Annotated in this window: 9 protein-coding genes; 1 reads left to right on the forward strand and 8 read right to left on the reverse strand. The window is 65.5% G+C overall.

Annotated features, from left to right (window positions below; translation table 11 throughout):
* Window positions 1-389: 389 nt before the first annotated feature.
* From katG to ACTWQN_RS17870, 6 genes are all read right to left on the reverse strand, one after another.
* On the reverse strand, window positions 390-2,690 hold the full coding sequence (katG, locus tag ACTWQN_RS17845; protein WP_443204619.1) for a catalase/peroxidase HPI: 2,301 nt from the start codon (window positions 2,688-2,690) through the stop codon (window positions 390-392).
* Window positions 2,691-2,714: 24 nt separating this feature from the next.
* Entirely contained in the window at window positions 2,715-4,109 is a 1,395-nt protein-coding gene (locus ACTWQN_RS17850; RefSeq protein WP_443204620.1) for a DNA-binding protein, read from the reverse strand.
* Window positions 4,110-4,518: 409 nt separating this feature from the next.
* On the reverse strand, window positions 4,519-5,565 hold the full coding sequence (locus ACTWQN_RS17855; protein WP_443204621.1) for a glucose 1-dehydrogenase: 1,047 nt from the start codon (window positions 5,563-5,565) through the stop codon (window positions 4,519-4,521).
* A gap of 334 nt (window positions 5,566-5,899) precedes the next feature.
* Entirely contained in the window at window positions 5,900-6,658 is a 759-nt protein-coding gene (locus ACTWQN_RS17860; protein WP_443204622.1) for a GAF and ANTAR domain-containing protein, read from the reverse strand.
* A 34-nt stretch (window positions 6,659-6,692) separates the two neighbouring features.
* Window positions 6,693-7,406 (reverse strand): GAF and ANTAR domain-containing protein, encoded by a 714-nt coding sequence (locus tag ACTWQN_RS17865; protein ID WP_443204623.1) that lies wholly within the window; start codon window positions 7,404-7,406, stop codon window positions 6,693-6,695.
* 559 nt (window positions 7,407-7,965) lie between these two features.
* Complete coding sequence (locus ACTWQN_RS17870; protein WP_443204624.1) at window positions 7,966-8,595, reverse strand: RNA polymerase sigma factor; 630 nt, start codon at window positions 8,593-8,595, stop codon at window positions 7,966-7,968.
* An 885-nt stretch (window positions 8,596-9,480) separates the two neighbouring features.
* Between ACTWQN_RS17870 and ACTWQN_RS17875 the strand changes: the two genes are divergently transcribed.
* Window positions 9,481-10,020, forward strand: coding sequence for a DUF5994 family protein (locus ACTWQN_RS17875; RefSeq protein ID WP_443204625.1), 540 nt, complete (start codon window positions 9,481-9,483; stop codon window positions 10,018-10,020).
* Window positions 10,021-10,095: 75 nt separating this feature from the next.
* On the opposite strand, the gene ACTWQN_RS17880 is transcribed toward ACTWQN_RS17875, so the two are convergent.
* Complete coding sequence (locus ACTWQN_RS17880; protein WP_443204735.1) at window positions 10,096-11,076, reverse strand: fatty acid desaturase family protein; 981 nt, start codon at window positions 11,074-11,076, stop codon at window positions 10,096-10,098.
* Between the two features lie 508 nt (window positions 11,077-11,584).
* A complete protein-coding gene (locus ACTWQN_RS17885) occupies window positions 11,585-11,842 on the reverse strand; it encodes a hypothetical protein (protein ID WP_443204626.1) in 258 nt (85 codons plus the stop codon).
* Window positions 11,843-12,377: the final 535 nt, after the last annotated feature.

The following is a 12,377-nucleotide window of genomic DNA, read 5'->3' on the forward strand; positions in this document are numbered from 1 at the left end:
ACGTCGCGGGGTGTTGTGCACCTTCCGCTCGACAAAAGAGCCAACCCGGTTGACATGAGAAATGGCCCCAGCGAAATACCCGAGGCCAATTCGGGTAACTGGGCCGCGTGATCACGTACGCCTGGTTGTGATTGCAGTAGCATATACTGACATGGGACAAAAGGCACGTTGAACTAATTGTGCGACCCGATCCCCGATCAACAAATCGGTAAGGAAGACTCTACGCCGGATGAATCCGCACCGACAAGGACGAGCGCCAATTCGGCTAGTTATGCCGTTCGTACGCCACGAGCTACCGTTCGTACCCCGGTACGCCACCGCGAGGAGATGATCAACACCGACTCAGCCGGTCACGACGCCTCGCCCTGCGTCTCAGCGCCCGACGACGATCAGACCATGTCGTACCGGTCGAGGTTCATGACCTTGTCCCACGCGGCCACGAAGTCGTACACGAACTTGTCCTTCGCGTCGTCGCTCGCGTAAACCTCCGCGAGTGCGCGCAGCTCGGAGTTCGAGCCGAAGACGAGGTCGACGCGGCTACCGGTCCACTTGACCTCGCCGGTGGCGCGGTCGCGGCCCTCGAAGGTCGCCAGGGTCGCGCCGCTTCTGGACGTCGCCTTCCACTCCGTGCTCATGTCGAGCAGGTTCACGAAGAAGTCGTTGGTCAACGACTCGGGCGCCGACGTGAACACACCCAGCGGGGACTGCTTGTAGTTCGCGCCCAACACCCGCAGTCCGCCCACCAGGACGGTCATCTCGGGCGCGCTCAAGGTCAGCAGGTTCGCGCGGTCGATCAGCAGGTACTCCGAGGGCAGCCGGTGCTCCTTTTCGAGGTAGTTGCGGAACCCGTCGGCGGTGGGCTTGAGCGGGGCGAAGGACTCCACGTCGGTCCACTCCTGCGAGGCATCCGTGCGTCCCGGGGTGAACGGGACCTGCACGTCGTGCCCGGCGTTCTTGGCGGCCTGCTCGACGCCCGCGCACCCGCCGAGCACGATCAGGTCGGCCAGCGAAACCGACTTGCCGCCGCTTTGGAGGTTGTTGAACGACTCCTGGATGCTTTCCAGGGTGCGCAGCACGGTGGAAAGCGTGTCCGGGTCGTTGACCTCCCAGCTCCGCTGGGGCTCAAGACGGATCCGCGCCCCGTTCGCCCCACCTCGCTTGTCGCTGCCCCGGAACGTGGACGCCGACGCCCACGCGGTGGAGACGAGCTGGGAGATCGACAGCCCTGAGGCCAAGAGCTTGCTCTTCAGGTCGGCGACATCCGCATCGTTGACCAGTTCGTGGTCCACCGCGGGCACCGGGTCCTGCCAGATCAGCTGCTCCTGCGGGACCAGCGGCCCGAGGTAGCGCTGGATCGGCCCCATGTCGAGGTGCGTGAGCTTGAACCAGGCCCTGGCGAACGCGTCCGCCAGCTGGTCCGGGTTCGCCATGAAACGCCGCGAGATCGACTCGTAGACCGGGTCGAACCGCAGCGCGAGGTCGGTCGTCAGCACCGTCGGGACGTGTGTCTTCGACGAGTCGTGGGCGTCCGGCACTGTGCCGGCCCCGCCGCCGTCCCGCGGAATCCACTGCCACAAACCGGCAGGGCTGAGCACCACGTCCCACTCGTAGCCGAACAGGGTCTCGAAGAAGCTGTTGTCCCACTTCGTCGGGGTGGGGGTCCAGGTACCTTCGAGCCCGCTGGAGATGGTGTCCTCGCCTTTGCCGGTGCGGTAGCTGTTCGTCCAGCCCAAGCCCTGCGCCTCGATCGGGGCGCCCTCGGGCTCGGGGCCGAGGTATTTTTCCGGCTCGGCCGCGCCGTGGGTCTTGCCGAACGTGTGCCCACCCGCGATCAGCGCGACGGTTTCCTCGTCGTTGAACGCCATCCGCCGGTGCGTCTCGCGGATGTCCCGCGCCGAGGTGAGCGGGTCCGGCACGGTGTTCGGGCCCTCCGGGTTGACGTAGACGAGGCCCATCTGGTCGGCGGCCAAGGGGTTTTCCAGCTCCCGGATGCCGCTGTGCCGCTGGTCGCTGAGCCAGGTGCGCTCGGGGCCCCAGTAGACGTCCTCGTCCGGCTCCCAGACGTCCTCCCGCCCACCAGCGAAGCCGAAGGTCTTGAAACCCATCGTCTCCAGCGCGCGGTTCGCCGCGAAGACCATCAAGTCGGCCCAGGAAATCTTGCGGCCGTACTTCTGCTTCACCGGCCAGAGCAGGCGGCGCGCCTTGTCGAGGTTGCGGTTGTCCGGCCAGCTGTTCAGCGGCGCGAAGCGTTGCATGCCTGCGCTCGGACCGCCGCGGCCGTCAGCGATGCGGTACGTGCCAGCGCAGTGCCAGGCCATCCGGATCACGAGCGGGCCGTAGTGGCCGAAGTCGGCTGGCCACCAATCCTGCGAAGTCGTCAGCACCTCGTCGAGGTCCCTCGCCAGGGCGTCCAGGTCAAGGGTTTGGAACTCCGCTGCGTAGTCGAAGTCATCGCCCATGGGGTTGGCCGAAGCCGGGTGCTTCCGCAGGATTTTCAGGTTGAGCCGGTTCGGCCACCAGTCGTGGTTGCTCGCGCCCGCGGTCGGGTGGCGGTACCCGCCCACGCTCCCATTGGCGGCGGCCCCGAGGGTCTCGCTGTACGGGGCGCCGTGAGCTGGGACGCCGAGCGCACCCGCACCTCGGGCGCGGTCGTTCCTCTTGCCGACAACGGCGTCGGGGCTGTCAGACACGAAACTCCTTCCGGGCTTAGGACCTCAGAAGCCCAGTGCCCTGCGCACGGCTGGCGCGTTGCGCCGGGAAACCGGTACCACCTCGTCCGTCTGGTCATCCATGACGAGAACCAGCTCGCCCTTGCGCCGGCGCTCGATCTCGCGGATGCGGCTGAGATTGACCACGTACCGGCGGTGCACCCGCAGGAAGCCGGCAGCCGCCAGCTCACCGTCGAGCTTGTCCAGGCCCGGAGAGGCGGCTCGCAGTCGCCCTTGGTCGGTAGACAGCCACACGTCGTTGCCCTCTGATTCGGCGAAGGAAACCTCCGGCAGCCGCAGCAGCACCATCCGGTTGTCACGCATCGCGACCACTCGGCGCGGCTGTGTTCGAGAGTGCGCGTCCTCCTCCGTCCGGGGCAACTGCTCCCCGCCAGAAGCACCGAAGGAGACCAAGTTCCCGATCAGCCGACCGGAGAAGAAGGCGGGCCGGATGCTGATCGGTATCGGCTCGTCGGCGAGGTGGGTGAAGATCTGCGTCGAACCGACCCAGTCAGGATTGCGGGCTGCCTGCTTGCTGGCGTACCGGGCGGCTTCGATCAACTCCGGCAGCCCGGGGTTCCATCGCAGCGTGGGGTCTACTGCCGGGGTGGAGGCTGGGACGCCAAGCAGCACACTTGCCCTGTCGTCGGCGATCACCACCTTGCCCGCGGCGTCCACCGCGGTGAGCGCCGCACCGGAGCGTGTCCTTGCCTGGTTGTATGCGGCGACCAGCTCAGCGCCACTGTCCCGGGCGCGCCTTCTCAGCGTGCACTGGGTCTTGGTGACGGCGTTTGCCAGCCATCCGCTCGCGGAGGCGGGAAGTGGATTTCGCCAGCTGGAGATGTTGAGCACCGCGATCGGCTCTTTGGTCACCACGTCACGCACCGCGACGCCCGCGCAGGCCCAGTTGTGGAATGCCTGGCACCAATGCTCCGCACCCCTGATCTGTACCGGGTGGTGCTCTTCGAGTGCCGTGCCCATGCCGTTCGTGCCAGCCGCGCGCTCGGACCAGGAATACCAGGGCGCGAGATTGGACTCGGCGGCGATGGCACGCGTGGCTTGGTCGCCCCACTCGGCCAGGATCCGGCCGGTGGCATCGGTGACGGTGACTATGCCACCGAGGTTGCTCACTTCATGTGCTATGAAGGCGGCACGAAAACCCAGCTCAGCGAATACGACATCGTGTTCGGGCGTATATTCTCGTTCCACGACGGCCACCGGTGCTTCGGTCAGGTGCGGGTCCACCCGGTACTGCTCCCGGCAGCGATGCCAGGAGATCGCCACCTCGGGCCGCACCCCGCGGACGTCATCCTCGCCCTGTACGAAGCATTCCCATGCCGCGTACACCGTGCCCTTGCCCGGGTCCCCGGATGTCTGCTTGAGCCTGTGTGCGTCCCTCATCGTTGAGACCGCCTTTGGTCTGTAACCGACACGGGAGGGGCAGCACCCGGTCCGCACCGGTGACCGCTCGATCCTGCCTGATCCACGGCGAACCCGGGCCGCGTCGCATGTATTGCTGCCTCACCCGGTGCACATCCGACGATGCACGCTCTGCGGTGCACGCGCAGGCAATGTTTCCGTGCAGTTATCGACTTTCCAAAGCCGAATGTAAATCTTGCAATCTCTCCCAGCAAGGGGAGCGACCAATCCAGGCCGACCGCCAGACCCGCCTGGAGCAGTAGGCATTGACCCCGGCAGGGGTTGTCGCACGAACGCGAGAAAACCCTGCGCGCAACGCCCCGAACCCGGATTGCCCGGACATGGGACGGGTCGACCGGACTGAGCCTCTTTCCAGGCAACTGTCGCTTGGTCAGGTCTGGAGGTCGACGACGACCTTCAACTCGTCAGGACCCGTGTCGAAGACATCGGTCCAGTCGCACAGCGGGATCCGGCGACTGATCAGCGACCCCAGCCACTTCCGATCCGCACCGCCCAGCGCCTGCACTGCCTGGTTGTAGTGGCGCAGATTGGCATTCACGCTACTCACCACAACGTCGTTGTCCAACATCAACTCGTTGTCGATCGCCGCCTCCGCAGGAAAGGGAACCGTGCGGTGGTGGCCCGTGAGACCAACCAACACAGTGATCGCATTACGCGCGGTGTGCTGCAGCACCTCGAACACGACCCTCCCGGATCCCGTCGTCTCGATCACGATGTCCGGATCGCAGCCCAGATCCTCCAACGACGTGTGATAAGTCGCGCCCAGTGCGCGTACCAGATCAGGTCTCAGCCCCTCAGCGACCCGGTCAAAAACGTGCACATCCAAGCCACGCTGCGTACCGAACAGAGCACCGAGCAAACCCACCGGTCCAGCGCTAGTCACCAGGGCATGACGGGGAGCGAAGTAGGCTCGCCTACCGATCATGTCGACCTGCTCCCACGCCTTGGCCACCACCGATGCGGGCTCGGTCAGCACCCCCAGATCACCAAGCACAGGCCCAACCTTGATCGCGAACTGGGGCTCGACCGTCCACTGCTGAGCACCAAATCCATCCAGTTCCTTGATCCCGCGCTCGGTGTACTCGCCATTGAGGCAAAAGTCCCACTGCCCAGCAGCACACGCCTCACACGGCAGCGGATCCGGACGACGGACAACACCAACCACATAGTCACCCTCCTGAAAACCGCTGACCCCAGGCGCATGGACCACCCGACCAACGGATTCATGGAAAAGAACCATGCGGTCACGCCCAGGAGGCAAGACGCCATGCGCTCGTTCGGTGACATCACGATCAACACCGCAGAACCCCACCAGCAGGCCCTGCACAAGCAACTCCCCCGGCCGCGGAACGGGAACGGGCAGTTCAACGACCCCCGACAACTCCGGCCTACCCGGCACCACAGTGGCAGCCTTCACCCGCAAGCTCCTTCCTTGCCACCAGGTCTATTGAGGACCGTCTCTTGTGGAAAGTAATGAATCGTAGTGCGGTTGGCGCACTTGCGCTCCCTCCAAAACACTCTAGTTCGTGGAGATTGGGGCCGCACTCTGGTACCCGATCACCAGGAACACACGAAACGCACCCACGATCCACATCCGGCACACCACAGTAGACGGTCGCCTGCGAAAACCGAGAAACCAGAGTAAAAACCCCACTTAGCTCGCCATTGTCCAGCGCAGTGCAACGCTGTTCGGGCCGCCACGCGCGTCCCGCAACAGCCCCGACCTCGCGTGGCCGAGCGGAGGACCCTGCTCAGGCGGTGTGTTCGTCCGTGGCTGCGGGTTCGGGGATGGAGATGAGGAGCGTGCCGTCTACGACCTCGCTGGCGACCTCGGTGAGCCGACGGTTGTACGCCCGGGCGTAGCGCCGCAAGGTGGTGAACGCCTCGTTCATGCCGGTCTGGTTTCGTTCGGCGAGGACCCCCTTCGCCTGCTCGATGATGACGCGGCTGTTGAGCGCCGTCTGCAGTTGCTCGTTGACGATGTCGCCACGGCGGATCGCCCGTTCCTGCAGGATGCTGATGGTGGCGACATCCGCCAGAGCCTGCCCGATGCGCAGCTCCTCCTGCCCCATCGCACTCGCCGTCGCGCTGAACAAGTTCAGCGCGCCGATGGTGTCGGCACGAAGGCGCAGTGGCAGGGCGTGCACCGCGATGAAGCCGGCCTCCAATGCTCGCGCCGCGAAATTCGGCCACCGGTTCCCGTCCTGGGCCAGATCGATCGAACTGACCTGGCGACTGGTCCGGAAGCAATCCAGGCACGGTCCCTCGTCGGTCTGCAGTTGGAACAGTTCCAGCAACCGCGCCTGCTCGGTCGAGGACGAGACCAGCTGGAGGGCTCCTCGCTGATCCGACAACAACAACCCGGCGGCATCGATGGGGAGCAGCCGCACGCAATCAGACGTGAGCCGGTGCAGCAGCTCGATCATGTCGAAGTCATCCACCAAGGAGTCTGCGAGGCTGACCAGCGCCTCGGCGACCGCCCGCTCGCTTCCGCGATCCTCGCTGGTCATGGCATCGTCACCGCCTTCGGGCGGTTGGTTGTGATCATCGAGGTCCCTCCTCAAACCGAAGCCGCCTGGCGACCACGTCGCGGGCCACTTCATCGATGTGGCGGTCGTTTGCAAAGGCGGATGCCCGCAACATGGCCAGCGCGGTCTCCGCGGAAACGCGTGCCTGCGCCACGATCATCCCGGTCGCCTGGTGCACTTCAGCCCTGCGGAGCGGGTAATCGTGCGACCACCGCAGTGGGCCATCGCCATCCAGTGTCTCGCCAGCCCGGTGGCCGAGCAACGTCCACAACGCCGCGTCCGCAGCGCGCAATGCGCCGGTCAGCTGCTCGGGTTGCAGCGGACCGGGCCTGACGCGATAGAGGTCCAGGACCCCGATTTTGATCGTGCCCAATTGCAGGGGAAGCACGTACAGAGCACGTACCTCCATGCGCCGGGCATTGGTGGCGAACATAGGCCACCGGTGGTCGATGGTGTCGTCCAGGTCTGAAATCAGCACCGGGCGTCCCGAGGTGAGTGCCTCCACGCCTGGTCCTTCCCCAAGGCTGAACTGCAGTTCATCGAGCTCGCTCGCCACCTCGTCGGTGGCGCAGACCAGCTCCTGGCGATCAGCGTCGGTCATCATCGTGATCGCCGCCCCGTCCACCAGCAGTTCCGCTACGCAGGCTTGGCAGATCCGCAGCGGCGCCGAACCTCCCCCCTTGGCGATGATCGAGGCAAGGGTCCACACCAACGGGTCGATATCACCCATGGGAAGTGCCACGGGTAGCGCCCACCGTCAACGGGGGTACACCGCACCGATTCATCTTGTGGCCTCATCCCCGTAGCCGGAATCAGCCGCCATACGTCGGCGCCTCACGGGTCCTGCCGACGCTACCGATGCGCTCAACGACTCAGCACCAGCCTACGCGCACCACGACGCGGACCGAACAGAGATACCGCAAAATCCAGGCCACATTCGTCGCCGGTGGGCGCAGTGCGAACGCCGGCGCCGGATGATCCGGAGAGTGACAGACGCCGGGAAGGCGCGTACGGTCAACTCATTCCGCTTGATCCGGTTACTCCAGACCCTGGTAACCACTTATCGCTGGGGGGAGAAAGCCGGATCCAAATGCGAGGGAAACCGCACGATTCCGAGTCCACAGGGCGTCCATCCCGTCAAGCTCTAGTCGCGGGAGTTCGCATCTCCAACAATGCAGATCCACAACCACGCGCAGCGCGTTCGGGTCTGTTCCGGTTCGGTCGGCCGCTGTCACCGGGTCCGACCGTGACGGCGGAAAATGCCGCGCAACCGGAGTCAGTACCTTGCGCTAGCCGGAACACGACGCCTGGCTAGCCTGCCGGTACGCTTTGCGCAGCCCTTTCCTGGCCCGGTAGGCCAGCGCTGAGACACCACTGGGGGTCAACCCCAGGTACGGCGCAAGCTGGGCTGGGGTCCGGCCTTCGATCTCGACGTGCCAGAGCACCATCTGCCAGCGCTCCGGCAAGCTGACGAAGGCATGCGCCGCCAGCGAGCGCTCCAGCCCTGCGATCGCGGCGTCTTCGAACCGTTCGCCCACGTCGTCCGAGACGACGTGGGCGATGTCGCCCGCCAGCTGCAGCCGCTGGTCCCGTCGGGTGCGCTCGAAAGCTGCATGACGTACGGACGTCAGCAGGTATGCCCGGAACGACGCGGATGGCCCCTGGCCTTCGCGCAAGCGGGCAAGCACATTGGCAAAAGCCTGGGAGACGAAGTCATCGGCGTCGACCCACGATCTGGTCACCTGCCTAGCCACGGTGTACGCGGCACCCACATGCCGCACGTACAGCTCGCGGTAGGCACTCGCGCAGCCCTGCCGGACCGCGTCGCTGAGATCACTGTCATCGCAACGCCGCTCGCTCGCGGTCGGCCGCTGGGCGGGTGTGGAGCTGGATTCGGCCGATAGGAACGAGTCTGACATCGCTGGCCTCCGGTGGGACAACCGTAAGTGTTGGCTACCGCCGGGGGCCGGGGCGGTCACGACACGATAGCGCCGCAACGCACTGGATCGCCAGCATCATCACTCCACCGGCCGCGTGGTACCCATCCGCCACCGGTGCCTCCAACGATTGCGAGCGCGTGATCAGTTCTGCAGGTCGGTTGCGCAGGATGTTGTGCCGCACCAGGCGGTTTGACTCCCAATTCACTTGGGGTTCGGCGGTATCGACCTGCCACAACACTGTCCACAGTAGATTACTTCGCGGCACTACCAGCAGACCGAAGCGCGGATTGGTCCCGGCCGAACTGTCGGCACCAAAAGCGGTGTCGGCACCTCGGTGGACGGCTCCCGCGATCACGGACACCAGGGCACATCGAAGTACTCCGCGGTGGGCACCTCCGGCTTTGGTGCCAGTCGTGGACACAGCCAACCGTCTGCCCAGTGTGGACTAACTGGCGATTTAGTTGACAGCTAAGGGAATGACCACTGGGGATATTTCCGCGCATCTGGCCGAGGCAATGGTGCCGAAGTCTCCAGGGGCACCGGGCCGGGCGTTGGGAGCGGCCGTACCCGTGCCCCTCGGCAACGCTCGCCAGAAGTCTGGGGTTGAACGGGCGACCTTCGGAGGTCGCCCGCCCCGAAACGTGACGGGTCCGCATGCGGTGGCCCCGCCACACCGCCGATCATCGACGCGTCCTCCTGCTGCTGCGACCGTGTGACTCGACCGCTACGAGCTCCGGAATCGCACCTGATCTACGACTTGGGCGTAGGCTGAGATCAACGAGGTTCTCGGCAACGTGAGCAGTCCAGCTTCCACAGTCCCGGGGGTCAGTACCGGTCGTTGATCGGCCGGGAAGGAGTTCCGCCATGGGACCCAACCAGCTAAACCCGGTCACCACGCGGGCCACCCCTGCGGGACCGCGCTTCACACTCAAGTCGGCAACCAGCCCGCGAGGATTCGTCGACGGCGCCTGGTGGCCGCGATCGGCGAACCCGACGATCGAGTTCACCGGGCTGCTCACCGCACTCACGGCTACCTCCGGGCCGATGACCCGGCTCGCCTACAACCTGACCGCCTGGGAACCGGCCCCACGGAAACTCCGCGTCGAGGGACACCAGGTACGTCTGGAAGGCTTCCACGCGCTCGATCAGCAGACGGTGAGCCTGACCAGCCCGAGCGGACACCGGATGGTCCTGCTGGTCATCCCTGTGGACACGACCGAACTCCGCGGGAACGCGGTGCTCGCGAAGGCATCCCAACAAGACAGCGTCGCCTCCCCCCACGATCTGCTCGCCGATGATCCGAAGCCGACTTCCGCTGCTACCGCGCTCATCCCGCAGCCTGCGGAGGCATCGCCTGAGGACCGCTGGGAAACCGACGGCGGCCACCCGCTGACCGCCAGGTAGACCACCGCAGGCTGCGGGCAGTACATGGCCAGAACGCGGCGAGCGGGATCGTGGCCCACGCGACGGGCCATGTGGTTACGGGGCGCTGCGGTCGACCGATGGGTGTCGCGATGGCGTGCCAACGGCATGCAGGTGCCGCAGCACCTGCGCGTAGGAAGTGAACAGGCCGCACTGGCTGTACGAAACTCCGCGGCTGGTGCAGAACTGCTGCACAAGCCGCTGTGCGTGCCGCAGGTTCGGCCGCGGCATGCTGGGGAAAAGGTGATGTTCGATCTGGTAGTTCAGACCTCCGAGCAGGAAATCCACGAACCGGCTCCCCCGAATGTTGCGGGAGGTGAGCACCTGCTTGCGTAGGAAGTCCAGCTTGTCAGCCGCGTGCAGGATCGGCATGCCCTTGTGGTTCGGCGCGAACGCGCACCCCATGTACACGCCCCACAGGCCCTGATGCACCGCGATGAACACCACCGCCTTGAACGGCGACAACACGAGCAACACCACCACCAGGTAACCCACCACGTGCGCGGAGAGCAGCGCGGATTCCACACGGTGCGCTTTCACCTCCCGTCGCAGCACGGCCTGGATGCTGCGGACGTGCAGGCTGATCCCCTCAAGCGTCAGAAGCGGGAGGAAGAGGAATGCCTGATGCTTCGCCATCCACCGGAGAATGCCGCGCTTTGTGCGGGACTGCTCGGCGGTGAACGCCAGGGCCTGGATCTCGATGTCGGGGTCAGCGTCCTCGTGGTTCGGGTTGGCGTGGTGCCGGTTGTGCTTGCCGACCCACCAGCCATAGCTGATCCCCGTGAGACACCCGTGAACATGGCCTGCCAGGTCGTTGGCCCGGCGCGTGCGGAAGATCTGGCGGTGTCCGGCATCGTGTCCGATGAAGGCGAGCTGCGTGAACACTCCCGCGAAAACCACCGCCGTGACCATCTGCCACCAGGAGTCACCAAGCACGGTGAACGCCACGCCGCCGGCCGCGAGCAACCCGCCGTTGACGGCCATCCTTGCAACATAGTAGGCGCGGCGACGATTCAGCAGACCGAGTTGCTTGATCATCCGGGCCAGCTGGGCGAAGTCACTGCCGCGCCCTGCACTCGTGTCTCCAACCGGGCGCGCCTCGTCTGGCCGGTGTTCGCCCGCGATGCCCGCGTCGTCCCGCGCGCTGCGGTGCCGGGGCAGCCGTTTTCCACCAGCGGCAGTCGCGTCCGAAGTCATGATCGCCCCTACAATCGTACAGCCCATATGCCGAGCGGCTCGCACGCTCCTGGCGCAGGCTCTGGCACCCACCCTCAGCGCGAGGTCCGCAGGTAACCACGGTGCTGCGAATGCCGAGAGCGCGCCACCCGACGTGGCCGTGCCGCAGTACCCCAATCTCTCCTTTGTGGACTCGACTGCTGCCTAGCAGTCGAGTTGCACCACAACTCGCCTCGGACACAGAATTACCCCATGACGCGGGTTTGTTTTCGCTGGTCAGGCCTGGTCGGTTGGCACGACCAGGCGTGAGTTGTCGTAGATGGTGATCAGGCCGTGGTCGCGTGGGAAACGGTCGACCGCGTCGGGTTCGTCAATGCATTCGGCCGTCCCGGTGAGGCTGGTGCCGGGCCTGAAGGACCTCCCGCTGAGACTGCGCACCAAGCATCGCCATCAGCGCCCGGAGATCGGGGCTATCGGACTGGAGGGGGCCGCCAGCCTCGGGAAACCACACCTGCACGCCGTATCCGTCGAAAAGCGGCAGCATATGGGCGAACTGGTTGTCGCTGAAGGGACGCACATACTCACCGACCACGATCGCGTCAAAACCACGATCCCGATCCGCGAGCACGGCACAACCGTCATGCCCTCACTTCCCGCCTGTGAGACCTTCTCCATCGAGACGGGACGAGCAACCTCCAGTGACGCCCATCACGTCCGCCCATTCGGCCCACCCGCCGTCGAGGACACCAAGCAGCGAGGCTCCTCTTCCCACTCGCCCGGCCAGCTGACGCGGAACCACCAACTGGGATCCGCGAGCCCGGTCCCAAGACGGGGCCCTCCCCGATCAGTTCAAAGAACTGGAACAAGACCAGTGACCTGCCGCAAAACGCGTCGTGAGCACCCGAAATCCGGGCGGGGACACCGGGGGCCTGCTACCTCAACCCCGTTCGCGTCGTCCTGTCCGCAACCCCCTTCGCCAGGCCGGATCTCGTGCGAGCAGAAGCCTGAGCTCACCAACCACAAAACCAGGGGCCGACCCCTTGCGCAGGGTCGGCCCTGCCGCGCGCTCACGATCCACGCCGTCCACCCCCTAGCCCCCAACGATGGGATGCTGGATACTGCATACAATTAACGGCCGACTGAGGTCGCTGGTGCTAACAGAG

Source organism: Saccharopolyspora antiqui, assembly GCF_052246905.1.
Taxonomy (GTDB): Bacteria; Actinomycetota; Actinomycetes; order Mycobacteriales; family Pseudonocardiaceae; genus Saccharopolyspora.